Source organism: Nonomuraea sp. NEAU-A123 (assembly GCF_018603905.1).
In the GTDB taxonomy this organism is placed as follows: Bacteria; Actinomycetota; Actinomycetes; order Streptosporangiales; family Streptosporangiaceae; genus Nonomuraea.
The window spans coordinates 481369-507595 of record NZ_JAHFZZ010000008.1 but is presented as its reverse complement, the minus strand read 5'-3'; the positions used below and the strand labels follow the sequence as shown (position 1 = coordinate 507595).

At 69.1% G+C, this 26227-nt stretch carries 27 protein-coding genes; 9 read left to right on the top strand and 18 right to left on the bottom strand.

Annotated features, from left to right (window positions below; all coding sequences use genetic code 11):
* Window positions 1-63 precede the first annotated feature (63 nt).
* Window positions 64-408, bottom strand: coding sequence for a hypothetical protein (locus tag KLK06_RS60175; RefSeq protein WP_250906140.1), 345 nt, complete (start codon window positions 406-408; stop codon window positions 64-66).
* Here KLK06_RS60175 and recX point away from each other — a divergent pair.
* On the top strand, window positions 307-1098 hold the full coding sequence (gene recX / locus KLK06_RS60170; RefSeq protein WP_250906131.1) for a recombination regulator RecX: 792 nt from the start codon (window positions 307-309) through the stop codon (window positions 1096-1098). The genes KLK06_RS60175 and recX overlap by 102 nt on opposite strands.
* Window positions 1099-1638: 540 nt before the next feature.
* Window positions 1639-3255: a ribonuclease Y gene (rny, locus tag KLK06_RS27495; protein ID WP_250906053.1), complete on the top strand. Its 1617-nt coding sequence runs from the start codon at window positions 1639-1641 to the stop codon at window positions 3253-3255.
* 264 nt (window positions 3256-3519) lie between these two features.
* Here rny and KLK06_RS27490 read toward each other — a convergent pair whose 3' ends face one another.
* The 10 genes from KLK06_RS27490 to KLK06_RS27445 all read right to left on the bottom strand — a co-directional run bounded on the left by KLK06_RS27490 (window position 3520) and on the right by KLK06_RS27445 (window position 14835).
* Window positions 3520-4482 carry an ABC transporter permease gene (locus tag KLK06_RS27490; protein ID WP_214638504.1) on the bottom strand — a complete coding sequence of 321 codons (963 nt, stop codon included), beginning with the start codon at window positions 4480-4482 and terminating at the stop codon, window positions 3520-3522.
* On the bottom strand, window positions 4482-5468 hold the full coding sequence (locus tag KLK06_RS27485) for an ABC transporter permease (protein WP_214638503.1): 987 nt from the start codon (window positions 5466-5468) through the stop codon (window positions 4482-4484). The genes KLK06_RS27490 and KLK06_RS27485 overlap by 1 nt, the downstream gene beginning before the upstream one ends.
* Window positions 5465-6469, bottom strand: a complete 1005-nt coding sequence (locus tag KLK06_RS27480) for an ABC transporter ATP-binding protein (RefSeq protein WP_214638502.1) — start codon at window positions 6467-6469, stop codon at window positions 5465-5467. Before KLK06_RS27480 ends, KLK06_RS27485 begins: the two co-directional genes overlap by 4 nt.
* Window positions 6469-7491, bottom strand: a complete 1023-nt coding sequence (locus tag KLK06_RS27475; protein ID WP_214638501.1) for an ABC transporter ATP-binding protein — start codon at window positions 7489-7491, stop codon at window positions 6469-6471. The genes KLK06_RS27480 and KLK06_RS27475 overlap by 1 nt, the downstream gene beginning before the upstream one ends.
* A gap of 48 nt (window positions 7492-7539) precedes the next feature.
* The gene (locus KLK06_RS27470) at window positions 7540-9366 is read right to left on the bottom strand and encodes an ABC transporter substrate-binding protein (protein WP_214638500.1); all 1827 of its coding nucleotides are present in this window, start codon (window positions 9364-9366) and stop codon (window positions 7540-7542) included.
* Between the two features lie 221 nt (window positions 9367-9587).
* Complete coding sequence (locus KLK06_RS27465; protein ID WP_214638499.1) at window positions 9588-11414, bottom strand: prolyl oligopeptidase family serine peptidase; 1827 nt, start codon at window positions 11412-11414, stop codon at window positions 9588-9590.
* Between the two features lie 143 nt (window positions 11415-11557).
* Window positions 11558-12457: an amino acid ABC transporter permease gene (locus KLK06_RS27460; RefSeq protein ID WP_214638498.1), complete on the bottom strand. Its 900-nt coding sequence runs from the start codon at window positions 12455-12457 to the stop codon at window positions 11558-11560.
* Window positions 12454-13125: an amino acid ABC transporter permease gene (locus tag KLK06_RS27455; RefSeq protein ID WP_214638497.1), complete on the bottom strand. Its 672-nt coding sequence runs from the start codon at window positions 13123-13125 to the stop codon at window positions 12454-12456. Before KLK06_RS27455 ends, KLK06_RS27460 begins: the two co-directional genes overlap by 4 nt.
* 61 nt (window positions 13126-13186) lie before the next feature.
* Window positions 13187-14038, bottom strand: coding sequence for a glutamate ABC transporter substrate-binding protein (locus KLK06_RS27450; RefSeq protein WP_308168464.1), 852 nt, complete (start codon window positions 14036-14038; stop codon window positions 13187-13189).
* Between the two features lie 41 nt (window positions 14039-14079).
* Window positions 14080-14835: an amino acid ABC transporter ATP-binding protein gene (locus KLK06_RS27445; RefSeq protein WP_214638495.1), complete on the bottom strand. Its 756-nt coding sequence runs from the start codon at window positions 14833-14835 to the stop codon at window positions 14080-14082.
* A gap of 134 nt (window positions 14836-14969) precedes the next feature.
* Here KLK06_RS27445 and miaB point away from each other — a divergent pair, with 134 nt between their 5' ends.
* A complete protein-coding gene (gene miaB, locus KLK06_RS27440) occupies window positions 14970-16457 on the top strand; it encodes a tRNA (N6-isopentenyl adenosine(37)-C2)-methylthiotransferase MiaB (RefSeq protein WP_214638494.1) in 1488 nt (495 codons plus the stop codon).
* 122 nt (window positions 16458-16579) lie between these two features.
* Here miaB and KLK06_RS27435 read toward each other — a convergent pair whose 3' ends face one another.
* Window positions 16580-17023 carry a hypothetical protein gene (locus KLK06_RS27435; RefSeq protein WP_214638493.1) on the bottom strand — a complete coding sequence of 148 codons (444 nt, stop codon included), beginning with the start codon at window positions 17021-17023 and terminating at the stop codon, window positions 16580-16582.
* Between the two features lie 351 nt (window positions 17024-17374).
* Between KLK06_RS27435 and KLK06_RS27430 the strand changes: the two genes are divergently transcribed.
* Both KLK06_RS27430 and KLK06_RS27425 read left to right on the top strand, forming a co-directional pair.
* The gene (locus tag KLK06_RS27430) at window positions 17375-17923 is read left to right on the top strand and encodes a hypothetical protein (RefSeq protein ID WP_214638492.1); all 549 of its coding nucleotides are present in this window, start codon (window positions 17375-17377) and stop codon (window positions 17921-17923) included.
* Between the two features lie 90 nt (window positions 17924-18013).
* Window positions 18014-18757, top strand: coding sequence for an isocitrate lyase/phosphoenolpyruvate mutase family protein (locus KLK06_RS27425; protein ID WP_214638491.1), 744 nt, complete (start codon window positions 18014-18016; stop codon window positions 18755-18757).
* 57 nt (window positions 18758-18814) lie between these two features.
* Here KLK06_RS27425 and KLK06_RS27420 read toward each other — a convergent pair whose 3' ends face one another.
* Together KLK06_RS27420 and KLK06_RS27415 are read right to left on the bottom strand one after the other, a co-directional pair.
* On the bottom strand, window positions 18815-19681 hold the full coding sequence (locus tag KLK06_RS27420; RefSeq protein ID WP_214638490.1) for a hypothetical protein: 867 nt from the start codon (window positions 19679-19681) through the stop codon (window positions 18815-18817).
* A 47-nt stretch (window positions 19682-19728) separates the two neighbouring features.
* A complete protein-coding gene (locus KLK06_RS27415; protein WP_214638489.1) occupies window positions 19729-20127 on the bottom strand; it encodes a VOC family protein in 399 nt (132 codons plus the stop codon).
* Window positions 20128-20190: 63 nt separating this feature from the next.
* Here KLK06_RS27415 and KLK06_RS27410 point away from each other — a divergent pair, with 63 nt between their 5' ends.
* Window positions 20191-20616 (top strand): MarR family winged helix-turn-helix transcriptional regulator, encoded by a 426-nt coding sequence (locus KLK06_RS27410; protein WP_214638488.1) that lies wholly within the window; start codon window positions 20191-20193, stop codon window positions 20614-20616.
* Window positions 20617-20659: 43 nt separating this feature from the next.
* Window positions 20660-21532: an LLM class flavin-dependent oxidoreductase gene (locus tag KLK06_RS27405; RefSeq protein ID WP_214638487.1), complete on the top strand. Its 873-nt coding sequence runs from the start codon at window positions 20660-20662 to the stop codon at window positions 21530-21532.
* Between the two features lie 127 nt (window positions 21533-21659).
* Here the strand turns inward: KLK06_RS27405 and KLK06_RS27400 are convergent, their stop codons facing one another.
* The 4 genes from KLK06_RS27400 to KLK06_RS27385 all read right to left on the bottom strand — a co-directional run bounded on the left by KLK06_RS27400 (window position 21660) and on the right by KLK06_RS27385 (window position 24094).
* Window positions 21660-22124: a hypothetical protein gene (locus KLK06_RS27400; RefSeq protein WP_214638486.1), complete on the bottom strand. Its 465-nt coding sequence runs from the start codon at window positions 22122-22124 to the stop codon at window positions 21660-21662.
* Window positions 22114-22929 carry a DUF692 domain-containing protein gene (locus KLK06_RS27395; protein WP_308168463.1) on the bottom strand — a complete coding sequence of 272 codons (816 nt, stop codon included), beginning with the start codon at window positions 22927-22929 and terminating at the stop codon, window positions 22114-22116. Before KLK06_RS27395 ends, KLK06_RS27400 begins: the two co-directional genes overlap by 11 nt.
* A 126-nt stretch (window positions 22930-23055) precedes the next feature.
* Entirely contained in the window at window positions 23056-23958 is a 903-nt protein-coding gene (locus KLK06_RS27390) for a ribonuclease Z (protein ID WP_214638485.1), read from the bottom strand.
* Window positions 23945-24094, bottom strand: a complete 150-nt coding sequence (locus KLK06_RS27385; RefSeq protein ID WP_214638484.1) for a hypothetical protein — start codon at window positions 24092-24094, stop codon at window positions 23945-23947. Before KLK06_RS27385 ends, KLK06_RS27390 begins: the two co-directional genes overlap by 14 nt.
* Before the next feature lie 226 nt (window positions 24095-24320).
* Between KLK06_RS27385 and KLK06_RS27380 the strand changes: the two genes are divergently transcribed.
* Together KLK06_RS27380 and KLK06_RS27375 are read left to right on the top strand one after the other, a co-directional pair.
* Entirely contained in the window at window positions 24321-25841 is a 1521-nt protein-coding gene (locus tag KLK06_RS27380; protein WP_214638483.1) for an RNA polymerase sigma factor, read from the top strand.
* A complete protein-coding gene (locus KLK06_RS27375; protein WP_214638482.1) occupies window positions 25796-26014 on the top strand; it encodes a hypothetical protein in 219 nt (72 codons plus the stop codon). The genes KLK06_RS27380 and KLK06_RS27375 overlap by 46 nt, the downstream gene beginning before the upstream one ends.
* Window positions 26015-26227: the final 213 nt, after the last annotated feature.

The following is a 26227-nucleotide window of genomic DNA, read 5'->3' as shown; positions in this document are numbered from 1 at the left end:
CAGGACGAGGGGCGCCTCTCAACCCCGTCCCGGGAAACCGCTTCGCCGCCTGCCCAAGGCGACTCACCGTCCACCGAAGGCAGTCGGTCCCCTCGAAGTGACGTGCCATTCCCAGGCGATCTGTCGTCCGGGCTGGGCACCGAAAGCGGCCAGCTTGAGGACGGTCCCAGCCTGGGCGGCCAGCCTGAGGACGGCCCCTATCAGGGCGGTCAGTTCCAGGCCGACTCCCACTCCGGCGCCCTGTCCGGGGACGGTCAGCCGGATGACGGCCCTCGCCTGGATGGTCAGCCTGAGGACAGCCTCCGCCTGGGGGGTCAGCCTGGGGACAGTCCCTATCCGGGAGGTCAGTCCGGGGCGGATTCCTACTCCGGCGGCCAGTCCGAGGATGGGTCCTTCCAGGGCGGTCACCCTGATGACGCTCCCTTCGACGGACCATCCGGAGATGGTTCCTACCAGGGCGGGCGGCGTGGGGAAAAGCGCTCCGGTAGAGGGCGTCGATCAGGTGGGTGGGGTGGGAAAGGAGCACGTTCGGGGGGGTCTCGAGGGCGGGGTGGGCGGCTTTCCGGTGGGCCTGATGAGGAGTCGGCCGCTGGGGCCACTCCCCACGCTGACCCCGAGTCGGTGGCTCGGGCCATCTGTCTCCGGCTGCTCACGATGGCCCCCAAGACGCGAGCCCAGCTGGCCGAGGCGCTGCGTAAGCGTGATGTGCCGGACGAAGCCGCGGAGACGGTCCTCGACCGCTTCTCCGAGCTGGGCCTGATCAACGACGAGGCGTTCGCCGAAGCGTGGGTCGACTCCCGCCACCACGGTCGCGGGCTGGCCAAGCGCGCCCTGGCCGCGGAGCTTCGCCACCGGGGTGTCGACTCCGAGACCGTCAACGAGGCCGTGGACCGCCTCGACCCCGACCAGGAGCTCGAAACGGCGCGGCGCCTCGTGGAACGCAAGCTGTCCTCCACCCGCGGCCTCGACCCCCAGGTCCGCACTCGCCGCCTTGCCGGAATGCTGGCCAGAAAGGGGTACGCCCCCGGGCTGGCCTTCCGGGTCATCCGCGAGGTTCTGGAGGCGGAGGGCGTCGAAATAGAAGACGACTTCTCCTGATCCTGCACAACCGGCCCGCCATCGGATCACTCGCGGTCCGTGTCCGGGTCGTCACCGGGTCACTTCGGTCGGCGTCCGGGTCGCCACTGGATCACTCCCGGTCCGTGTCCGGGGCGCCATCGGGTCACTTCGGTCTGTGTGCGGTCCGACGCCGGATCAATGCCTGCCTGCGTCCATAGGTGTGTGCGGAGGGGTATTTCGGGTCAGAAGCTGGAAATCTGCCTGAATGGCGAGATGCACGCCTGTAAGACACGCTTGATGACTCGTTTGCTTGCTCGTGACTTGTTCGACGCATAACCTCGACGGCAGTGAGGAGTTACTCCGCGCAGTGCGGATTGCCATACCGGTGATTGACGGACGAACGAGCTCGAAGGATCGAGGCAGGCGAGGTGTCGGCTATCCCAGTCGACGCCCGGTCAGTCTTGGTTGGATATCGGTCGTGGTGAAGGTGCCGTTTGGGCGATCAGCGCCGCGCATGTGACCCCTCCCGTTTTGAGGGCGCGTTACGAGTCTTGACGACGCGAGGAGGGCGGGGAGCACATGGGGCCGCTTGTCGTGGTGCTGTCGGTGGCGGTGCTCCTGCTGGCGTTCGGGATGATCGCCGCGTTGCTCATCGTCGTCCGCCGCACGTCGGGCAGCGGTTCGCGAGTGCTCAAGCCGAGCCCCGAGCAGTTGCAGGCCGTACACGAGGAGATCGAACAGGCTCGTGAAGAGGCCGGGGAGATCCGTGGCAAGGCCGAGTCCGACGCGGGGGAGATCCTGCGCAGGTCGGCGGCCGCCGCTGAGAGTGCGGCGCAGTTGCGGCGCGAGGTCGAAGAAGAGGGCCGGATACTCAAGGCGGAGCTCAAGGAGCTCCGGGCCGACCTCGAACGCAGGGAAGGACGGCTGGCCGAGCGCGAGCAGCGGCTCGACGAGGAGGCCAGGCGGCAGGCCGAACGCGATCGCAAGCTGACCGAGACCGAGGTCGAGCTGGCCGACAGGCGCGCGGAGTTGCTGCAGGTCGAGAACGAGCGGCGGGTGATTCTCGAGCGCGTCGCCGGGCTCACCGGCGAGCAGGCCAAGAGCGAGCTGGTACGCGATATCGAGAACCAGGCCAAGCGCGAGGCCGCCCTGATCATCAGGGAGATCGAGGGCGACGCCCGCAAGGAGGGCGAGAAGCGCGCTACCAAGATCGTGACGCTGGCGGTGCAGCGGATGGCGGCGGAGCAGACGGCCGAGTCCGTGGTCAGCGTGCTGCACCTGCCCGGTGACGAGATGAAGGGCCGGATCATCGGCCGTGAGGGGCGCAACATCCGGGCGTTCGAGTCGACGACCGGCGTGAACCTGATCATCGATGACACCCCGGAAGCGGTGTTGCTGTCGTGTTTTGACCCGGTGCGCCGGGAAACTGCCCGGCTCACGCTGGAGAAGCTGGTGCTCGACGGCCGCATCCACCCGCAGCGCATCGAGGAGGCGCACGACCGTAGCCGCGCGGAGGTGCAGGACCTGTGCGCGCGGGCGGGCGAGGACGCGCTGGTCGAGCTGGGCATCACGGACATGCACCCCGAGCTGACGCTGCTGCTCGGCCAACTCCGATACCGCACCTCCTACGGCCAGAACGTCCTCAAACACCTCATCGAGTCCGCGCACATCGCCGGGATCATGGCCGCCGAGCTCAAGATGGACCAGCCGCTGATGAAGCGCTGCGCCCTGCTGCACGACATCGGCAAGGCGCTGACGCACGAGGTCGAGGGCAGTCACGCGCTGATCGGGGCGGAGATCGCCCGCAGATACGGCGAGGAGGAGGACGTGGTGCACGCCATCGAGGCGCACCACAACGAGGTCGAGGTCCGCACGGTCGAGGCCGTGCTCACGCAGGCGGCCGACGCGATCAGCGGCAGCCGTCCGGGGGCGCGGCGGGAGTCGTTGGAGGCGTACGTCAAGCGGCTGGAGCGGCTGGAGGAGATCGCGCAGTCGTATGAGGGGGTGGAGAAGGTGTTCGCCATGCAGGCGGGGCGGGAGATCCGGGTCATGGTGAAGCCTGACGCCATCGACGACATCCAGGCGCAGGTGATCGCGCGGGATGTGGCGAAGCAGGTCGAGGAGGAGCTGACCTATCCGGGTCAGATTCGTATCACTGTTGTTCGTGAGTCCCGCGCGACCGAGTTCGCCCGCTGAAAATCCCTTTTGGGCCCCCTCCGCCCGGGGTCGGGGTCTAGGGGCTTCTTTTTACTATTTTTTTACGGCCAGCCCGGTGAGCCCCATCCGCCGCACGGGGCCGGGGTCTGTCCAGGGGCACGCTCCTCCGGTGGAGGTGGCCGGGCGTCGTTACGTGCGCCTTCTTGGCCCCGGTCCGTGGATGGCGCTGGACACCGGACGAAGGGGGGCGGTGTGGCCGAGGTGGGAGGGAGGTTCCACCCCGGCCACACCCCCTGTCAGGGGTCAGGCCAGGCGGATGCGGGGGTCCAGGAGGCCGTAGGCGAGGTCCACCAGGAGGTTGGCCAGGACGACGGCGGTGGTGGCGAGGACGACGACGCCCATGATGACCGGCAGGTCGCCGCTGACGAACGCCTGAACCACCGCCTGCCCGATGCCGCCGAGCCCGAAGACCGACTCCGTCACCACCACCCCGCCGATCAGCGTGCCCACGTCGACGCCGAGTTGCGTCACCACCGGCGTGAGGGCGGCGCGTAAGCCGTGCCGGTAGATGACCTGGCCTTCGGGGACGCCCTTGGCGCGGGCCGTGCGGATGTAGTCCTCGCCGAGGGTGTCCAGCATCGACCCGCGCGTCAGCCGTACGTAGGAGGCGGCCTGGACCATGGCGAGGGTGATCCAGGGCAGGATCAGGTGGCGGGCCCATTCGCCGGGGCTGTCGGTGAACGCCACGTACGAGTCCGGCGGCAGCACCGGCGCCCCGGCCATGGAGAGCTGGAAGAACAGGAAGTACAGCAGCAGCAGGCCGACCACGAAGGTAGGCATGGACACGGCGGCCAGGGCCAGGAACGTCACGACGCGGTCCAGGAGGGAGCGCGCCCGGGTGGCGCTGATGACTCCGGCGCCGACGCCGATGACGACCCAGAGGATCGCGCCGCCGATCACGAGCGAGGCCGTCGGCGGGAAGTCCTCGGAGAGGATCTTGCCGATGGATTCGCCGGAGAAGTAGGACTGGCCGAGGTCGCCGTGGATGAGGCGGTTCAGGTAGTCGAGGTACTGGACGAGGGTCGGGCGGTCCAGGCCGAGGTTGTGGCGGATGAGCTCCACCTGCTCGGGCGTGGCCTGGCGACCGGCCAGCGTCCTGGCGGGATCGCTGGGGGCGACGAAGAACAGCAGGAAGGTGCCCAGCGTGACGAGCCACAGGACGAGCACGCCGAGCAGCGCCCGCCGGAGGAGGAATCTGCGGAGCATCAGGCCCCCTTACGGCGAGAGCGAGACAGAGAGCGAGAGCGAGAACGGCGGCGACGGCGGCTGAACAGGCGTTCCGTGCGCGGGTCGATGGCATCCCTGATGCCGTCGCCGACCAGGTTGAAGGCGAGCGTGGTGAGCAGCAGGGTGGCCGCGGGGAAACCGAGATACCAGTAGGCGACCCGGTAGAAGCCCTGCGCCTCGCTGAGCAGGTTGCCCCACGAGGGGGTGGGCGGCACGATGCCGAGCCCCAGGTACGACAGCGTCGACTCGAAGACGATGGCCGCCGGCACGAGCAGCGTGGTCAGGACGATGACCGGAGCGAGCAGGTTCGGCAGGATGTCGACGAACATGATCCGCAGGTCGCCGCAGCCGATGGACCGGGCGGCCTCGACGTACTCGCGTTCCTTCAGGGAGAGTGTCTGGCCGCGTACGACCCGCGCGATGGCCGCCCACGAGTAGAAGGCGATCACCCCGATCGTCGCGGTCAGCGACGGCCCGGCGATCGACACCACCGCGATGGCGAAGATCAGGTATGGGAACGACAGCACCACGTCCATGAGCCGGGACAGCACGGTGTCGATGACGCCGCCGTAGTAGCCGGCCAGCAGGCCGACGACGACGCCCACCAGCGCCGCCAGCCCGGTGGCGACCACGCCGACCAGCAGCGAGACCCGCGCGCCGTACAGGACCCTGATGAACAGGTCACGCCCGAGGCGGTCGGTGCCGAACCAGAACGTGCCGTTCGGCGCGATCGGGAGCCCCTGGGCGGTGATGCCGGTGTCGCGGAACTGCTCATCCGGGTCGTGGCCGTTCCACGCGGCGATGAGCGGGGCCGCCAGCGCCAGCGCGCAGAGCAGGACCACGGTCAGGCCGGAGACCAGCGCGACCTTGTCGGTCCTGATCCTGGCCCAGGCGAGCTGCAACGGGCTGCGGCCGGCGATCGTCCGGTCGGTGACCGCGTCGGGCCTGATCTCAGTGAGCGTCATGCGGGCCTCCTCCCAGAAGCGGTCAGGTCCTCGCCCGCCTCGACGGGGAAGTGGCAGGCCACCAGGTGGTCCCGGGGCACCAGCAGGGGTTCCTCCGCCGAGCAGCGGTCCCGCGCCTTCGGGCAGCGGGGATGGAAGTGGCAGCCGGACGGGGGATCGATCGGCGAGGGGACGTCGCCCGTGAGGATGATGCGCCGCCGCCGTCCGGCCTCGTCCGGGTCGGCCACCGCCGTGGCGGAGAGGAGGGCGTTCGTGTACGGATGTCTGGGATGTTCGTGCAGCTCGTCGGCCCCCGCGAGTTCGACGACCTTGCCCAGGTACATGACCGCGATCCGGTCGCTGATGTGCCGCACCACCGACAGGTCGTGCGCGATGAACAGGTACGTCAGCCCGAAGTCGTCCTGCAGGTCCTTCAGCAGGTTGAGGATCTGCGCCTGGATGGACACGTCCAGCGCCGACACCGGCTCGTCGCAGATGATCAGCCGGGGCCGCAGCGCCAGCGCCCTGGCCACCCCGATCCGCTGCCGCTGCCCGCCGGAGAACTCCGCGGGGAACCGGTTGTAGTGCTCGGGATTGAGCCCCACCCGTTCCATCAGCTCCTGCACGGTACGGCGGAGCTCGGCGCCGCGGCTCACCCGGTGGACCACGAGCGGGTCGGCGATGATCGAGCCGACGCGCCTGCGCGGGTTCAGCGAGCCGTAGGGGTCCTGGAAGATGACCTGGATGTCGCGCCGGTAGGCCCGCATCCTGGCCCTGGGCAGGTTCGTGATGTCGTCGCCGTCGAAGCGGACCCGGCCCGAGGTGACGGGGTGCAGGCCCGCGACGCATCGGGCGAGCGTCGACTTGCCGCAGCCGGTCTCGCCGACCAGCCCGAGCGTCTCGCCCGGCGACAGGTCGAAGCTCACCCCGTCGACGGCCCGTACGTGCCCGACCGTCTGCTTGACCAGCATGCCGGTGGTGATGGGGAAGTGTTTGACGACGTTCTCGACTTCGAGGAGCATCAGGCCTCCTTGGCTCGCAGCCGCAGCGCGTCGGCCTCCGGGCCGAGCCCGACCGCCTCGTGGGGCAGCCAGCAGGCCGAGGCGTGCCCGCCGCCGCCCGTGACTGTGGCCAGCGGTGGCCGCTCGGCCGCGCAGACCGGCATGGCGTACGGGCAGCGCGGGTGGAAGGCGCAGCCCGAGGGGATGTCGATCAGCGACGGCGGAGAGCCGGGGATGGGCCGCAGCCGCCCGCCGCGGGCCCCCGTGCTGCCCGGGATCGACTCCAGCAGGCCCTTGGTGTAGGGGTGGTGCGGGCGGTAATAGAGGGTGCGCCGGTCGGCCCGCTCCGCCACCAGCCCCGCGTACATGACCAGCACCTCGTCGGCGATGCCCGCCACGACGCCGAGGTCGTGCGTGATGAGGATGAGCGCGATGTCGAACTCGGCCTGGACCCGGCCGATGAGTTCGAGGATCTGCGCCTGGACGGTCGCGTCGAGCGCGGTGGTCGGCTCGTCGGCGACGATGAGCTTCGGGTTCAGCGCCAGCGACATGGCGATCATCGCCCGCTGCCGCATGCCCCCGGAGAACTGGTGCGGGTAGTCGTCCACCCGCCGGTCCGGTCGGGGGATGCCGACCAGGCCGAGCAGCTCGATCGCGCGCTTGCGGGCCTCGGCGCGGCCGGTGCCGGGCTGATGGACCCGGAACAGCTCCTCGATCTGCCAGCCGACCTTGTAGAGCGGATGCAGGCTGGTCAGCGGGTCCTGGAAGACGACGCTGATCTCCGCCCCGCGGATGCGGCGTAGCTGCTCGCGGTCGAGCTGGAGCAGGTTCACGCCTTCGAACAGGGCGGTGCCGGAAATGTCGGCCCTGGGGGAGAGGCCGAGTATGGCCTGGGTGCTCACGGTCTTGCCGCTCCCGGACTCGCCGACGATCGCCAGCGTCCGGCCGCGATCGACGGTGAACGACAGCCCCCGTACCGCCTGTACCAGGCCGTCGGAGGTGGGGAAGGTCACCTTCAGGTCGGTCACCTCTAGCAGGCTCATGTTTCTCCCTCACAGCGCCCCGCGGGACTCCCGCGGGGCGCCGCACCGTCATGGCGAGTTGGGGTCAAGCCAGAGGTTGGTGATGTCGTAGAGCTGGAAGGCGGGCAGGTACAGCGCGTTTCGCACCCGCTTGCTCTTGTAGATCGGCGTGTTCTGGTTGTTGAACGGCACGATCACCGCGTCGCCCATCACCGTCTCGTCGACCTGGTGCCAGAGTCCGGCCGCCTTGCTCGCGTCGGGCTCGGCCAGTGCCTGCTTGATGAGGTCGTCCACCTTGGGGTTGCTGTAGCAGCCGTAGTTGCTCGTGCCCGCGGCGCAGTTGGTCTGGAACAGCGGCTGGGAAACGGCGCGGCCGTTGTTGCCGTACCAGTCGGGCACCCAGCCGGGCGCCGAGATGTCCCACTTGCTGTCCTTGGCGATCGTCGGGTTCTGCAGGAACGCGCCGTAGTAGTCGCCCTGCCGTACGGGCAGGCCCTTGACGTTGATCCCGCACTTCTGCAGGTCGGCCGAGTAGGACTGGAAGTTGGCCGGGTGGTTGCCCGCGTTGCGGAAGGCGCCGATGAGCGTCAACCCGTTCGGGTAGCCCGCCTCGGTGAGCAACTGCTTGCACTTGACCGGGTCGCCCTGGTCGCCGGGTGTCGGGTACGGGTTGTACTCCTGGTAGCCGATGTTGCCCGGCGGGATGGCCGTGTGCAGCGAGGTCGCCACGTCGGCACCGCCGTAGATCTTGGCGATGGCCACCTTGTTGATGGCGTACTCGATGGCCTGGCGCACCTTGATCTTGCCCATGGCGCCGTTCTCGTTCTTGCTCTGCAGGTTGAACACGAGATACGGGTTCGTCACGGCGCCCGGGAAGATCTTGAAGTCGGCGTCGCCGCTCTTCAGCCGGGGGATCTGGGCGGTCGGCACCGGCAGGTCCCAGGACAGGTCCGCGCTGCCCGCCTCGAGCTGCTGCTGCACCGCGTCGGGCTCGGTGACGCCCATCTTGACCTCGACGGTGTTGACGTACTGGTGCCTGATCGGGTCGGACTCCTGCGTCCAGGCGGGGTTCTTCTCCAGCTTGATCGACTTGGTCGCCACATACTGGGTGATCTTGTACGGGCCGTCGGAGATCACGTGCTGGCGGAAGGTGGCGTCGTCGGGCACGTACTGGTCGTACTCCTGGGGCGCGGCCGAGGAGAAGTTCAGCGTCAGGATGTTGAGGAAGTCGGCCGCCGGCTGGACCAGCGTGAACACGACCGTCTTGTCATCCTTGGCCCGGACGCCGGCGATGTCGTGCGCGTTCTGGAAGGCCGCCAGCGCCGCCGCCGTGGGCTTGGCCGTCTCGAACGCCTTGGCGTAGGCCGCGCAGTAGGCCGCCATGCCCTTGATCGTGCTGGTGTAGTAGCCGGGCGCGCCCGCTCCGGCCACCGGGTTGCAGATCCGCTTGAAGCCGCGGACGAAGTCGCCCGCGGTCACCGCTCGCGGCGGCTGGGTGTCCCACTGGACGCCGTCCCGCAGCTTGATCGTGTAGGTGAGGTTGTCGGCGCTGATGCCGCCGTTCGCGGTCGTCGGCAGCTCGGCGGCGACGTCGGGGACGACGGCGAAGCCTTTGGTGGTCTCGGCCTCCTTGGCCACGCCGTTCAGGTTGAACAACTGGCGTGCGTAACCGCGCAGGAGGCCGCTGGTGACCGTGTAGTAGGCGCTGGTGGGATCGAGGTGGTCGACGTCGCCGCCGCCCACCAGCCTGAGCGTGCCGCCCGGTAACGGATTGCCGGTGTTCTGGGCGGCTGTCGGGGGCGCGGAACCGTTCGTACCGGTGTCCGTGGCGCATGCGGCGGCGAGCAGACTTGCCGCCGTCACCACGGCAATGCTGAGATAGCGCAAGCTGGCCATCTGGCCCTCCCTCGTGCCGAGATGGGATGTGTGGCTGGCCAGTGGGGTGCGCCTCGTGGCCGCGAGGCGTGCCCCACGTTCGCTCTTTCACTTGCTCTTTCGAGCAACCCACCTGGGAGGGCCCGGTGTCGAGGACGGTTATTCAACCGTTGGCGAGTAGCGACCGCCGAGTGATGCCGGTTCTGTCAAGGAACCGTGAGAGATGACGACGAGAGCGAGATTCAGCTGAAAACCTGCTGGTAGAACGCCAGCTCGGCGGCCAGCGCGGTGGCCCGCGTCTCGGTGCGGCGGAAACCATGGGACTCGCCCTCGAACGCCAGATAGGTGCACGAGACGCCGCGCTCGGCCAGCGCGTCGGCGAAGGCCGCCGACTGCTCGGGCGGCACCGCGGGATCGTCGAGCCCTTGGAGCAGCAGCATCGGGCAGGACACGCCGCCGACCAGCGCCAGCGGCTCGCGCTCGGCGTACAGCCGCGGGTCCTCCGGGCCGACCAGCCACTCCACGTAACGTGACTCGAAATCGTGCGTGTGGGCGTTGAGCGGGGCGAGCGCGCTGACGCCGTAGTAGGACACACCCCCCGCGAACACGTCCGAACGGCAGCAGGCCGCCATCACGGTCCAGCCGCCCGCGCTGCGGCCGCGCACCGCGATGCGCCCGGGGTCGGCCAGCCCCTCGGCCGCCAGCCATTCGGCGGCCATGATCGTGTCCTCGACGTCGACGACGCCCCACTGCCCCTTCAGCCGATCGCGGTAGGCCCGGCCGTAGCCGGTGGACCCGCCGTAGTTGACGTCCAGCACGCCGATGCCGCGCGAGGTGAGGTATGCCTTCTCCAGGTCGAGCGCCGTGTCCGCGTGCGCCGTCGGGCCGCCGTGCACGAAGACCACGTAAGGAGGGGCGTCCTCCGAGTCCTCGGCGGCCGGGTTGGACGGCGGGTAGAGGAAGCCGTGCACCCGGTGCCCCACCTCCACCGGCCGTGGCGTCGGCAGGCAGGCGAGGTCGGGCAGCTCCTCGATGTCGAGTCTGAGGCCCTCGGCCCGGCCGGTCACGGTGTCGACGCGCAGCACCGATTTCGGCACCGCGGCGCCGTACGCGATGCCGGTCACGCAGGTGCCGTCGGCGGTCAGCGCCGGATCCCACCCCTCGCACGGCAGGTCGAGGTCGGTGAGCTCGCCCGTCTCGGGGTCGAGCACCCCGAGCCGCAGGTCGCCGCGCCCGTGCAGCACCGCGAGCCGGCCGTCGCCGAGCACGAGGTAGGGCAGGCCGCCCAGCGTCCACGGCGGCCAGGCGAACTCCTCCTCCAGGGGATGGAGCGGCTGGGGCGAGGCGTCGTGGAGGCCGCTCTGGTAGAGGTTCCACCAGCCGGAGCGGTCGGAGATCAGGTAGAGGTGCTCGTCGTCCTTCCAGCTGGGAGCCAGCACGGACTCGGACGGGCCGCCCCGCACGGTCCACGAGCTGCCGTCGGACAGACGGGTGACACGGAGCTCGGTGCCGATCCACGGCATGAGCGGATGGTTCCAGGTGATGTAAGCGAGATGCCGCCCATCAGGGGAGATGGCGGGGGCGGCGTAGAAGTCGCCGCCGGTGACCCATTCGCGGGTCTCGCCACCGCCGACCGGGACGGAGACGACGGCCCTGGTCACCTTCCCGTCGTCGGTGTGCCGTTCGCGTACGCACCAGACCTGGCCGTCGCGGATCAGCAGGTCGGCGTAGCGGTCGCCGTCGGGGGTGAGCGGGACGGGCTCGCCGGCGAGCTGGTCGAGCAGGTAGAGGCGCTGGTCGGCGAAGCAGGCGAAGATCACGTTGCCCTCGGGGGTCACCGCGTAGGGGCGTCCGCCGTACTCGTGCACGCGGGTGCGGGCGCTCCACGGCGCGGGCAGCAGCTCGCGGCAGGCGCCGTCGGCGGCGCGATGCATGATCGTGGTGCGTCCGACCTGGTCAGGACGGTCCTCCGTCCACCACACCTGGCCGTCGAGCGCGGTCGGCCAGCCGAGCCGCCGGCCGGACCGGGCGACGTCGGTGGTCGAGATGGGGGAGCGCCAGAAGGGCATAGACGCATCCTGCCGGAAGATCAGCAAGAGTGCGGGGTGATCACCTCACTCCGGTGACCACCCCGCTCGATCACCGTAGCCCGGTGACCACCCCACTCCCGCCACCCGTCCAACCGCGGTGACCGGCTTTGCTGACCTCAGCCCTAGGCCACCACGGCTCCGTCGGGAGTCGGCTGGCCCGACGGCAGGCCCGCCACCGCACCCGGCGGCTCGATCGGCTTGGCCGTGGTCTTGCGGCTGCGGCGGCTGCGCTTCTCCAGCCAGGTGGCGAACGCGCTGAGCGCCATGGCCATGATGATGTAGATGACGCCGATGACGATCGCCGACACCAGCTTCGTGCCGGGGTAGACCGACGGCAGGGTCTTGAAGCCCATGTTCAGGAGGTCGACGTAGACGATGAAGTAGCCCAGCGCGGTGTCCTTGAGCAGGACCACGAGCTGGCTGACCACCGCGGGCATCATCACCGTGAGGCCCTGCGGCAGCAGGATCAACCGCATCACGCCGCCCTTGCGCAGCCCGACCGCGTACGCCGCCTCCGACTGGCCCTTCGGGATCGAGTTGATGCCCGCCCTGACCACCTCGGCCAGCACCGAGCCGTTGTAGAGGGTGAGCCCGAGCACGATCGCGAACAGCGCGTAGTCCCCGCCGCCGAACAGGTCGGGCGACAGGAACCAGATGAAGAAGATCAGCAGGAGCAGCGGGATCGCCCGGAAGAGCTCCACGATCCAGGCGGCCGGAATCCTGATCCACCGGTGGTCGGAGAGCCTGGCGATGCCGAAGACCGCGCCGAACAGCAGCGCGAAGACCGCGCCCAGCGCGGCGGCCGTGAGCGTGCCCACCAGTCCGGGCAGGATGAAGTCCACCCAGACGACCTGGGTGGTGAACGGCGCCCAGATCTTGCCGTCGAACTGGCCCTTCTCGTTGAACTTCAGCAGCACCCAGGCGAGGGCCGCCAGCAGGACCAGCGCGGAGATCCCGGTGATCAGGTGGTTGCGCACCCGCCCGCGCGGGCCCGGCGTGTCGAAGAGGACGGACGAGCTCATCGGGCCACCGCCAATTTCCTGGCCAGCCGGCCGGTGTACCAGCCGATCGGCAGGATGAGTATCAGGAACGAGACCACGATGCCGAGGAAGATGGGAATCGAGGTGCCGGTGGTGTCGAAGATCGTCCGCATGGTGTTGGAGGATTCCACGGTGTAACCCGCAGCCGCCACCACGGTCGTGTTCTTGATCATGGCGATCAGGACGCTGCCCAGCGGGGCGATGACCGCCCTGAATGCCTGCGGGAAGATGACGAGCGTGATCGACTGGCTGAAGGTGAGCCCGATCGCGCGGGCCGCTTCCGCCTGTCCCAACGGCACCGTGTTGATGCCGGACCGCAGGGCCTCGCAGACGAACGCCGCGGTGTAGGCCGACATGCCCAGCACGGCCAGCCAGAACGAGTTCATCAGCGGATCCTCGGTGGAGAAGATCAGCCCGAGGGTGTCGCTGAGCCCGAGGTAGCAGAAGGCCAGCACTAGCGTCAGCGGGGTGTTGCGCACCACGTTGACGTACGCCGTGCCCGCGGCCCGCAGGACCGGGGTGGGGGAGACCCGCATGGCGGCCAGGACCGTGCCGACGATCAGCGAGAACACCGCGATGACCAACGAGAGCTTAATGTTGTTCAGGAACCCGACGGCCAGGTCAGGGCCGTACTGAATTAGTTCGTCCATCGTGCTCCACCAGTGAGAACGGCCGCGGCGGCCGGGTCACCGGCCGCCGCGAGGTTGAGGATCAGGCGCAACCCTCGGCCGGTGGGGCCTCCTTGGGCAGGTCCAGGCCGGTCTTGCCGAACCACTTCGTGAGGAGCTGGGTGGCCGTGCCGTCCTGCCACATCTTGGTGACGGCCTTGTTGACGGCCTCGCAGGTCGTCTTGTCGCCCTTCTTCAGGCCGATGCCGTACTTCTCATCCGTGAAGGGGTCGTTGAGCAGCTTGTACTTGCCCGGGTCCTGGCTGGCGAAGCCGGCGAGGATCAGGTTGTCGGTGGTGACCGCGTCCAGGTTGCCACCACTGAGCTTCTGCACGCACTCGGAGTAGTTGCTGGCTCCGACGAGCTTGGCGGGCAGGTTGAGCTTGCCGTCCGGCGGCGGGTCGGTGATCCGCTTGTAGGAGTTGGAGCCCTGCGCCTGACAGATGCGCTTGTCCTTCAGGTCCGTCGCCTTGGTGATGTCCGCGGCGTCCGCACGGACCATGGTGTCCTGGTGGACGACGACGTACGGGCCACCGAAGGTGACCTTCGGCTTGCGCGCGTCGGTGATGGAGTAAGTGGCGAAGATGATGTCCACGGTGCCGTTGGCGAGCAGCGCCTCGCGGTTGGACGAGGGCGACTCCTTCCACGTGATCTTCACATCCTGGCCGCCGGCCAGCTCCTTCACGATGTACTTGGCCACATCGACGTCGAAGCCCTCAGGGTCGCCGCCACCCTTTTTCAGACCCAGGCTGGGCTGGTCCCATTTGGTGCCGATGGTGATTTCCTTGGCACCCTTGAGCTTGTCCATGACGTTGGTGTAGCTGTCTCCACCGCCACACGCGGCAAGACCGGCCGCCATGGCCGTGACGGCGAGCACGGCCCCAGTTCGACGCATCTGCATAGTGGTTACCTCAATCTTCCTGCTGCGGACTGGGATCAATGCGTGAGGATCTTCGAGAGGAAGTCCTTGGCCCGGTCTGTCTGGGCGTTGGTGAAGAACTCATCCGGTGTGTTCTCTTCGACGATCTGGCCGTCGGCCATGAACACCACCCGGTTCGCGGCCCTTCGGGCGAACCCCATCTCGTGCGTGACGACCATCATCGTCATACCGTCGCGAGCGAGCCCGATCATGACGTCGAGCACCTCCTGGACCATCTCCGGGTCCAGCGCCGACGTCGGCTCGTCGAACAGGATCATCTTTGGATCCATGGCCAGTGCCCTGGCGATCGCGACGCGCTGCTGCTGACCGCCGGAGAGCTGCGCCGGGTATTTGTCCGCCTGCGCGGCGATGCCCACCCGTTCGAGCAGCTCCATGGCGCGCGTGTCCGCGGCGTCACGGGCCTTCTTGCGTACCTTGATCGGTCCCAGTGTGACGTTCTCGCGAATCGTCTTGTGGGCGAACAGGTTGAACGACTGGAAGACCATGCCCACTTCGGAGCGGAGCTTGGCCAGTGCCTTGCCCTCTTCGGGCAACGGCTGACCGTCGAAGATGATCTGCCCGCCGTCGATGGTCTCCAGCCGGTTGACCGCCCGGCACAGGGTGGACTTGCCACCACCCGAAGGGCCGATCACGACCAGGACCTCGCCACGGGAAACGGTCAGGTTGATGTCCTTCAGGACGTGCAATGCCCCAAAGTGCTTGTTGACGTTCTCCAACTTCACTAGTGGAGTGACGTCCCCGTTCTCCGTCATGGTCAAAACCTAGGGGTCTATAGGACGCTGGTCACTAACCGAGCGGTACCGATCCGATCACATCGTGCCGTCAAGCTGGTGTTTTAGATCCTACGACCGTCGCAAGCCGGACAAGGACTACCCTTGGACGTGCGATGACTGTGACCCAGGAGAGCGCCCGCACCTATGAAGTGCGCACATACGGGTGCCAGATGAATGTGCACGATTCCGAGCGCCTTTCCGGCCTGCTTGAGGACGCCGGTTACGTGGCCGCGGCCGACGGCGAGACCGCCGACGTGGTGGTGTTCAACACGTGCGCCGTGCGCGAGAACGCCGACAACCGCCTTTACGGCAACCTCGGCCACCTACGGCCGGCCAAGGTGAGCAACCCGCGCATGCAGATCGCCGTGGGCGGCTGCCTGGCGCAGAAGGACCAGGGCGAGATCGTCCGCAAGGCGCCGTGGGTCGACGTGGTGTTCGGCACCCACAACCTCGGGGCGCTGCCGGTGCTGCTGGAGCGGGCCCGCATCCAGGGCGAGGCGCAGGTCGAGCTCAAGGAGTCGCTCGAGGTCTTCCCCTCGACGCTGCCCACCAAGCGCGAGTCCGCCTACGCCGCCTGGGTCGCGATCTCGGTCGGGTGCAACAACACCTGCACGTTCTGCATCGTGCCGTCGCTGCGGGGCAAGGAGAAGGACCGGCGGCCCGGCGACGTTCTCGCCGAAGTCCAGACATTGGTGGATCAGGGCGTTCTTGAGGTCACGCTGCTCGGCCAGAACGTCAACACCTACGGCGTCGAGTTCGGCGACCGGCTGGCGTTCGGCAAGCTCCTACGCGCCTGCGGCGACATCGACGGGCTGGAGCGGGTCCGCTTCACCTCGCCGCACCCGGCCGCCTTCACCGACGACGTGATCGCCGCCATGGCCGAGACGCCCAACGTCATGCACCAACTCCACATGCCGCTGCAGTCGGGCTCCTCGCGGCTGCTGAAGGCGATGCGCCGCTCCTACCGGGCCGAACGCTACCTCGGCATCATCGAGCGGGTCCGCGCCGCCATGCCGGACGCGGCCATCTCCACCGACATCATCGTCGGCTTCCCCGGCGAGACGGAGGAGGACTTCCAGGCCACCCTCGACGTCGTACGACAGAGCCGCTTCGCCAACGCCTTCACCTTCCAGTACTCCATCCGGCCCGGCACGCCCGCGGCGACCATGGACGACCAGATCCCCAAGAAGGTGGTCCAGGAGCGTTACGAGCGCCTGGTCGCCCTCCAGGAGGAGATCTCCTGGGAGGAGAACCGCAAGCAGGTGGGCCGGACGCTGGAGGTGCTGGTCGCCGAGGGCGAGGGCCGCAAGGACGACGTCACGCGCCGGCTGTCCGGGCGCGCCGCCGACAACCGGCTGGTGCACTTCGCGGTCGGTGACCACGTGCCGCGGCCCGGTGACATGGTCACGGTCGAGGTCACGTACGCGGCTCCGCACCACCTGGTGGCCGACGGGCCGGTCTCCGTCCGCCGCACCCGGGCGGGCGACGCCTGGGAGGCACGGCAGGGCGCCCCGGCTCCGGCCAAGGGCGTCTCGCTCGGCATGCCCACCATCGGCCGCCCGCCGTCCGTACCGACGGCCGGGGCGTGCTCCGCTTCCTAGCCCACCTGATCACTGGCCCCCTTGTTATGGGGCCGCTCGCCGGGGGGCTGGCTTGCCGGGGAGCCGCCCTGGCGCGGCCCCCTGACATGGGGCCGCGTGTCACGGGGCTGTCTGCCCAGGGGTCATCTGCCGAGGCGGTCGAGCACCCGGTAGCAGTAGTCGCGGCGGAAGTCGAGGAAGGTCGCGCACGGGTCGGTCGCCAGGGGTATCGGAGGCTCTTGCCTTTCGGAGCGGTCGTCGGGCTCGGTGGCCTGGGTCGCCGGTGCGTCCGGCGAGGGGTCCGTGGGTTTCCGCGGGGTCGGCAAGGGTCGGGGTGCCCGCGACCTTTCCGGCGGTCCGCTCGGCGTGGGACTGTCCCGCAGCGGCGGCGGCAGCGCTTCGCCCACTCCCGGGCGCGGTGAGGGCACGGGCTTTGGGCGCGCCTCGATCTCCTTGGGCGTCAGGTCCTTCTCGGGAGTCGGGCCGTTCTCCGGGGGCGGGCCGCTGTCGGGGTCTGGATCGTCACCGTCGTCGCCGTTGTTGGCGGCCTGGTTGTCGTCTGAGGTCGGGTACGACGGCCACGACATCGGGGGCGTCGTCGAAGTCAGCGTCGGAGGCGGGCTCGGGCTCGGCGAAGGAACGCCTGATTGATCGGAAAGCCCGCTTTCCTGATCATTTTCCGGCCCCTTTTTCGGCTCGGGACTTTGAGATCCCATGAGCGACAGGAAAACACCGAGCGCGGCGACGACGATCACCCCGGCCACACCTGCCGCGGCTGCCAGGCGGTCACGACGACCTGGGCGAATGGCTTTATGCGGTGACAAGTCGTGATTCCTTTGTGATTGGTGCGCGAGCATTCGACTCCTGCGGCTAGTGTGGTCCATCACCCGCGGAAGCCGGCGAGCTTTCCCGATACGACCGCAGGGAGTCGCACCACCATGCAAGATCCGATGGAGCCGGATCGCCAGGAGATCCTCACGGGGCCGGGCGATATGCCGAGACCTGCCAGAAATGGCAGATCCGCCACCAAGAAGAAGACCGTCATCGTCGCCGCGTCGGCCCTCGTCGCCGTGCTCGCGGCGGGCGGAATCGGCTTCGCGCTGGCGGGTGGCCCCGGAGGTCCCGCCCAGCCCGCGCCCTCCACCGGCCAGGCCGGCCAGGCGAGCCCCACTCAGACCGCCGCCGACGAACCGCTGGATGAAGAGGCGTCCATGGGCGACGCCAAGACGGACGCCCCCGACGAAGGACTCTCGTCCGACGAACCCGCCGCCGACATGGGCGACGCGGTCACGGACCCGGATACGAGCACGGATACGGACAAGGGGGCGGCGGGCACCGATTCACGCACTACGGCCACGCCTCCGGCCAAGAACGGCAAGAAGCCCACGTCCTCGCCGACCAAACCGGCGCAGGAGCCAGCGGGCGACAACCCGGCGGACGGCCCGGCGGGCGAGGTCATCGGGCAGTGCGCGAAGACCGGTTGCTGACGGCTGAGTGGGTGAGCTGCCAAGTGGATTGGCGGTTCCCCGCGGTATTGGCCCTTTGGCGGGAGCCACTTCCTTCCTAGGCTGCCCGGTATGACCACTGACAAGGCCGCCCTGCTCCGGGCTCTCCACGTGCCCGGGAACCCGTTGGTGCTGCCCAACGCCTGGGACGCGGCGTCCGCGCGGGCCGTACAGGAGGCCGGGTTTCCGGTGATCGCCACCGGAAGCGCGGCTGTCTCCCAGGTGCTGGGCTACGAGGACGGCGAGGGGACCCCCGTCGCCGAGATGATGGCCGCCGTGGCCCGCATCACGCGCGCCGTGGACGTGCCCGTGACGGCGGACGTCGAGCGCGGGTACGGCCTGAAGCCGGCCGAGCTGGTCGAACGCCTGCTCACGGCCGGTGCCGTCGGCTGCAACCTGGAGGACTCCGACCCCCGCACCGACCTGCTCGTCGACGTGGAGGCGCAGGCCGAGTTCCTGGCGGACGTGCGGGCCGCCGCCGGATCGGGGCTCGTGATCAACGCCAGGGTCGACACCTATCTGCACGGCGACCGGACACGGGAGGCGGCCGTGACGCGGGCACGGCGCTACCTGGAGGCCGGGGCCGACTGTGTCTACCCGATCGTCCTCGGCGACGCGGAGGAGATCCGGGCCCTGGTGAGCGAGGTCGGCGGCCCGGTGAACGTGCTGTTCAGGCCCGGCGTCCCCGATCTGGCCCGGCTGGCCGAGTTGGGCGTGGCCAGGGTCAGCTACGGGGGCGGGTTGCACCGGGCCACGTACGAGTACGCTCGCGGCCTGATCCAGGCGATCGACGAGGGCCGCAGCCCGTACGAGTGACCGCGTTCACGAGGAGCCTTCCTTTCGAATCCACGAGGGCGGAGGGAAAGTTTCGCGTTACTCGGTCAGCTCGGTGCTGAGCTGGTCATCCTTGGCTGCCGCGGCAGGGTGGAAGGCCTTGCCGCATTCGAGGTCGTCGAGCGCCGCCTTGATCTCTCGGTTCAGAAGGGCCCGCTTCTCGCCCTCCGTGAGGTGCGTCGGGATGTAGCCTGTGCCGGACTCCGGGTCGAAGTCGGGAATGTTCTTGTCTTCTTTCTTCGCGAGCCCGTGCAATTCCCTGGTGAACGTCGTATATCCCCAGTCACGCATGGCTATCGGGCTGTGCGACGTGACCTGGTAGCCCTTGGCGGTCATGCAATCGGCCATGCCCGCAGCCAGTTCGGTGAGCCGGGCGTCGCCGTTGAGTTCGCGCTTCCTGCGCTCTACGTATGCCTGGTCACGGAACTGGCTCCACTCATCAGCCGACTTCACGTCCTTGCCCGTGGCCTGCTTGATCGCAGTGATCTGACATTTTTCGAACTTGACCCCGTACGAATGGCGCTGAGCAGACGAGAGAGCCTTGACGAGGGCGACGTTAGGGTTCTTGGGCTCGTGGGCCTGCCCCGCGGTCTCGCCGCTCGGCGGGTAGACGAGCGTGGCGGACACCCCGAAGCCGTATTTGGCGCGGTATGACTTCATGCCCTCGTAGTCGCGGGCGGAGGCCATCCTGGATTGTTCCGTCTCGGGCAGCGCAGGAGGGATCCACGCTACGTATTTGAAGCCGTTCGCCTTCATGCAGTCGGCTTTGGCCAGCTCGATCCGCTGGTTCTCGCCAAGCCCCTGACTGGCCGTGGCGGCCGATGGAGACGGCTGTGCAGTGCTGGTCGTCCCGCAGCCGGAGACGATGACAGCGAGCGCCGCCAGCGCTAATGATCTCTTGGGCATGACCTCGGACCATAATTCGTTAAACGTAGTATTGTCAATCATCGAGCTCAGTAGGACTGGAACTCCACCAGATTGCCTTCCGGGTCACGGACGTGAGCGGCCCGCAGGCCCCAGCCGGGCCGGTCCGCGGGCTCCGTGACGGACCGGCCGCCGTGGGCCAGGCAGACGGCGTACGCCCGGTCGACGTCGGCCACCCGGCTGACGAGCATGACGCGATCCTGTGCGGCGGCGTCCGCAGGCAGGGCGCCGGTGCCCGCGACCTCGGTCATGAAGCCGCGGTCGAGCATCGACAGCACCCCCTCCGACCCCACGTCCCAGTGCGCGTAGGGACCGTCCGGGCCGCCCTTCGCGAGGCTCGCCCCGAGCACCTCTGGCAGGACCGCGTCATAGAAGGCGAAACACTCCGCGAACGCCGAAACCAGCAGCCGAGGATGCAGCACGTCCATCCGGAAATCTCCTGAAATAGTGGGTGAAGACCTATTATTGGGTCAGACCCTACAATATCTAGGATGGAAGCGCTGCCGCCGAGCCTGCTCGGACTCACCACGTACCTGCTGTCGAAGACCGGGAAGGCGGCCAGAGGCCGGCTGGCCGCGCGGCTGGCGGCAGATGGGCTGCGTATGTGGCACATGGCCGTGCTGGCGGCGTTGGCGGACTTCGGGCCGCACGCCCAGCGCGACCTTTCGGCCCGGCTCGGCATCGACCCCAGCGACGTGGTCAAGGTCCTGGACGAGCTCTCGGCGCCCGGCTTCGTCGACCGCGCCCGCGACCCCGCCGACCGCCGCAGGGTCACCGCCACCATCACCGCCGGGGGACGGCGCGAACTCACCCGCCTGACGCGGGAGGCGCGAGCCATCCAGGACGAGCTCCTCGCCCCCCTCGACGTCGCCGAACGCGACCAGCTCCACGCCCTGCTCACCCGGATCCTGGTCTAGCTCCTGTTGTCCATCCGGCTGCGGAGCAGGTAGGACAGACCTCATGACTACTCTCGGCGCCGTGTTCCGGCCTCAGCTCCCTCCCGAACGGATGCGCGGCGTGGCCCACGCGGCGGAGGAGGCGGGGCTGGACGAACTCTGGCTCTGGGAGGACTGCTTCTCCCAGAGCGGCATCGCCAGCGCGGCCGCGGCCCTTGCCTGGACCGAACGGCTGCGCATCGGCGTCGGCCTGCTCCCGGTGCCCCTGCGCAACGTCGCCCTGACCGCGATGGAGGTGGCCACGCTGCACCGGCTGTTCCCGGGGCGGGTTGTCCTGGGCGTCGGCCACGGCGTACAGGAGTGGATGGCCCAGGCCGGCGCGCGGGTGGACTCGCCCCTGACGCTGCTGCGCGAGCACCTCGCGGCGCTACGGGCGCTGCTGCGCGGCGAGCGGGTCACCGTGGACGGCCGTTACGTACGGCTCGACGACGTCGCCCTCGACTGGCCGCCGGAGACGGCGCCACCGGTGCTCGCCGGGGCGGTCGGGCCGCGGTCGCTGCGGCTGTCCGGCGAGGCCGCCGACGGCACCATCCTTGTCGCCGGTACCCCGCCCGACCAGGTACGACAGGCTCGGACGCTCATCGACGAAGGGCGTGCGGCGGCCGGGCGTACCGACCGGCACGAGCTGATCGTCGGCCTCCACACGGCGATCGGTCCGGACGGACCCGCACGACTCAAGGCCGAACTCGAGGGCTGGGGCGACGCCGGCAAACCGGACGCCGGAGTCGCCGGGGACGCGGGCACGGTCGCCAAGGCCGTCCAGCGGCTGGCGGACGCCGGGGCCGACACCGTGGTGCTCCAGCCGACGGCCGACGAGCCCGACCTCGAGGGCTTCGTACGGTTCGTGGCCGAAGAGATCCGGCCGCTCGTTCCCTGACGTACGAGGCAGGCCGACTGGCCGGGAGAGCGGGTCGGCCGGCCTACGAAGCAGGCCGACTGACCCGGAAAGCGGGTCGGCCGACCTAGGAAGCAAGCCGACTGGCCTGGAAAGCGGGCTGGCCGGCCTAGGAAATCGGCCGGCGGCGGAGGAAGCGGGCCCATCGCCCGGCCGGTGGGGGGTTCAGCGGCAGGCCGAGCCAATCGGCGAAGGCCTTGGCGTCGCCCAGGGAGCCGCCGGGGGGCTTGGGGCGCCGCTCGGCGTACTCGGTGAAGAGCGCGGCGAATCGGGGGCCGAGCCGGATCACCAGGTCCGGAGCAGACCTCGCCACGAGGCCGCGCCTCTTGGCGATCAGCCCGGCCGCCTCGATCCGGAGCCGTACCGGGTCGAAGCCGTCAGGGAGCGGCCCACCGGCGACGAGCGCCGCCAGAAGCCCCCGCTGCGCGTCCGCCAGCCGCTGCCGCCGCTGGTCGGCGGCGTGCTCATCGGGCGCGGGCCGTTCCTCCGTAACGCGGTCATCAGGCGCGCGCCGCTCGTCCAAGGCGCGGTCATCCGGTCCGCGGGGTTCGTCCACAGCGTGGTCATCGGGCATGTGACGCCGCCCTGATCCGGTCGAGTTCGGCGGTGAGTACGGCGTCGCTCGGGTAGTCCGCGTCCCACTCCAGCAGCACACCGGGCGGTTCCGCGCGGGCGGACAGCTCGGCGAGCAGGTCGAGGACGTCCGGCGGTATGACGGTCGTGTGCGTGTCGTGCCATACGCCGTCGCGCGCGTACCCTCCAGCGACGTGGACGTAGGCCAGCTCCTCCAGGGGCAGCGTGTCGAGGGCCGCGCGGGCGTCGAGGCCCAGGTTGACCTGGCTGGTGTAGAGATTGGCCACATCGATGAGCAGCCCGACACCGGTCCGCTCGACCAGCTCACGCAGGAACTCGGCCTCGGTCAGCTCGTCCTCCGGCCAGCCGAACAGCGCCGCCACGTTCTCCAGGGCGAGGGGCACCGGCAGGGACTCCTGCGCCTGCCGTACGTTCTGGACGATCACCGACAGTGCCTCACGCGTGCGCGGTACCGGGAGCAGGTGGCCGGCTTCCAGGTCTCCGGCCCTGACGAAGGCGAGGTGCTCGCTGACCAGCGGTGATGCGAGAGCCTGGGCGCAGGCGGCGAGATGGGCGAGGCGCCGGTGATCGGGCGGTTCGGCGCCGCCGATGCCGAGGCTCACGCCGTGCGGGATCACGGGCGTGCCCCGGGAACGGAGCACGCGCAGCGACTCGGGCAGCGCCGACGGGCGGATGTTCTCCGCGATGACCTCCACGAAGTCCACCCCCGGGAGCCTTTCCACGGTCAGGTCGAGCTCGGCCCGCCAGCCGATGCCCACGCCCAGCCGCTCCGGGCTGGGGTTCACGGGCTGCCTCCCCCGCAGCTCGAACCACCGCCGCAGCCGGCCGTGTAAAGCACTTCCTCCATAGGGGCCTCCCCGTGTCGAGGGGTGTTCTCGCCTGAATGACGAACGCGGTCGTCGCGGAGTTTCCTACGGGTGCCGTCGTCTTGGTACGGGGATTTTCATCAGGTCGCGGGCCAGGATGATCTCGCCGTCGTAGCCGCGCCGTGCCTCGCCGAGGAAGGCGGGTTCGTCGGCGAAGCCGTAGCGTTCGGAGAAGTGGGTCAGCACCAGGCGGCGCACTCCGGCCTCGGCCGCCACCTGGCCGGCCTCGGCCGCGGTGAGGTGGCCGTACTCCTTGGCCAGAGCGCTCTCGGCGGACAGGAACGTCGACTCGATCACCAGCAGGTCGGTGCCAGCGGCGAGTTCGAAGACGGCGTCGCACAGGCGGGTGTCCATGATGACGGCGGCGCTCTGCCCGGCTTTGGGGACGCTGCACTGGTCGAGCGTGATGCCGCGGACGGACCCGGTGCGCTGGAGCTCGCTGATCTCGGGCCCGCGGATCCCGAACGACGCGAGCTTGTCGGGCAGCATGCGGCGACTGGACGCCTCCTGGAGGCGGTAGCCGTAGGACTCGACGGGGTGGGACAGGCGGCGCGCGGTCAGCGGGCCGATGGTGACGTGATCGCCGCTGATCGGCTGCTCTTCGATGACGGTGGTGTCGGCGAAGACGGCGGCGTGACGTAGCCGCTGCCAGTATTCGGCGCCGGAGGCGGGGTAGACGGCTCGTACGGGATGCCGGACCTTGTCGCGCGCGATGCGCTGCACCACGCCCGGCACGCCCAGGCAGTGGTCGCCGTGGAAGTGCGTCAGGCACAGCCAGTGAATGTCGTTGGCGCTGACCCCGGCGTGCACCATCTGCCGCTGTGTGCCCTCACCTGGGTCGAACAGATACCCCTGGCCGTCCCAGCGCAGCAGGTATCCGTTGTGATTACGGTGTCGGGTTGGAACCGCGCTGGAGGTGCCGAGCACCACGAGCTCACGTGAGGACATGATGGCCACGGTCGCGTTGGTTGAGCTGCCGACGCCGATCGGTCCGCTCGTCTAGGCCGTCACGGACGGCCTGGCCACGTCGGGCAGGGGGCGCCGGGAGCGCCCGGGTGAACGCCTCGGCCTGGCTGAGGTTCATGACCCGGATCGTACGGCTTTCGCCGTCGCCGAGCGGAACGCTTAACGGCTCAGTTGTCCCCTTCATGTAGTGATCTGGGAACACGTCTGGGAGAAGACCCGCCGAACCCCTTCACCAGAGAATTTGCACGGACGTGACGCAAGGACGCGGCAGAAATCTTGTGGACAGTGGTAAGACCGGCCCGCCTTCGACCACTACCTGGTGAAGTGTCAGTGAAGGAGCCTGGGTGCTGAACCAAGAGGGGTTCGCCGCGTTGTTCGATGCGTGCCATCCCCGCGTGTACGCGTATGCGGTGAGCAGATGTGGCCGCCGGCTCTCCGAGGAGGTGGTCAGTGAGACGTTCGTGGTCGCCTGGCGGCGGCGAGACGACATTCCGGCCAAGGCCGCGCTGCCGTGGCTGCTGGGCGTCGCGCGCAACGTGATCCGTGACGTCCACCGGGAGGAGCTTCGGCGGGTGGCGCTGGACGACGCGTTACACGGCTGGGCCGACGAGACCGGGCCCGATGTGGCCGAAGAGGTGGCGGAGCGCGCGGCCGTGTTGAGGGCGCTGGCCACGTTGAGCGACGAGGACAAGGAGGTGCTGATGCTGGTTTCGTGGCACGGGCTGAGCTCCGTGGAGGCGGCCAAGGTGGTTGGGAGCTCCCCGGTCGGCCTTCTTCGTGCGGCTGCATCGCGCCAGGCGGCGTCTGGCGGCGGCCATGGACGGCTTGACGGCGGTACGGGGTCAGCGCGCGCTGGTATCGGAGGAGGAGCAGTGAAGCGGAAGAACGTCCTGGACGTCCTCGCGGCCGCCCGCCCCGCCGACCTCGACCCGCCCGGGACACCTCGCGCACAGGTCGTGGAGTTGGGCGCGCCGGTCAGAGGGCGGCAGGTCAGATGGGTTGGAGCGGTCGTGGCCTCCCTCGCGATGGCGTCAGTGATCGCCGTGCTGGGGGTTCCCCGGCTGTTGGGTCACGACACCGTCACCGGGCAGGTGACGGGCCGATCCGCCGCAAACGTCCTGGACGTGGCTGCGGACCGTGCGTCCGGGCAGCAACAGGTGCCCGGACGCTACTGGCACACCGTGGGCCTGATTCTCGGGGAGCAGGTCATCGGCTCACCGGACAACCGGTATCGGATCAAGACCCGTGTCCAGACGAGCCGGTGGGTGCCGCGCGGCCCGGAGGCATACATGCTGTTCACCGAGCGAGGCATGCCCACCGTACGGGCCTCGGCGGCGAACGAGCAGGCATGGCGGCGGGCGGGCGCGCCCAAGCTCTGCGGCGTCGACTCCGACTGCGGGAACGACACGGCGCCGCTCGGACGTACCAGATTCATGTTCAGACCCAGTACGTGGCCGATTCAAGATCAGGGCCTCACCCTTTCGGCCAGCGAACTGCTCGATCTACCTCGCGATCAGGACGCGCTGAAGGAGCGGCTGCTGTCGTTCTGGCCCGCCTACGGGAAGACCATGGCCGCCTGGCCGTCACCACCCCCGGGGGCCTCGCTGCCCACCAAGGAGTCCTGGCTCCTGAGCCTGTCGCTGGACTTGCTCCAGAACTCCCCGATCTCGGCGGGCACCCGCCTGCCCTCTACCGGATGGTGGCGAGTCTGCCCGGCACCCGCGCCCTGGGCCAGGTCCGGGACGCCGAGGGGCGGCTGGGGATCGGCATCGGATGGCGAGGGACGATGGGGGACGGGCGGAGCGAGGAGCAGCTCATTGTGGACGAGTCGAGCGGCAGGCTGCTGGCACTCCAGCAGGTCGTAGTCGAGCAGGCGTCGCGGAATCCGCCCGGTGACGAGGGGCTTGCCGGTCTGCCCGCGGGGACGATCTACCACGCGCTCGTCTACCAGAAGGCCACCTGGACGGACACCCCTCCCACTCTCCCCGCCGATGGCCCCGCCCCGAAGAATGGCGGCAGGAACGAATGCCTCGGATGAGGGTATGAACTGCTGCTCATATTCGCTATGAAGACCTGAACATCGGCCATGATCTGTCGAGGTTTCCTCTTGGTCGGCGGTGTCGGTCGGGCCGAGCAGGATCATGCCGCAGGGCGGGCCATGGTTTGGCGAGGCGCTCGCCGAACCGGTTGCCTGCGGCGCCGCTGAGCCTGCACGCCCGCAACACGGCGGGCTGCGGCCGGCCTTGGCCAT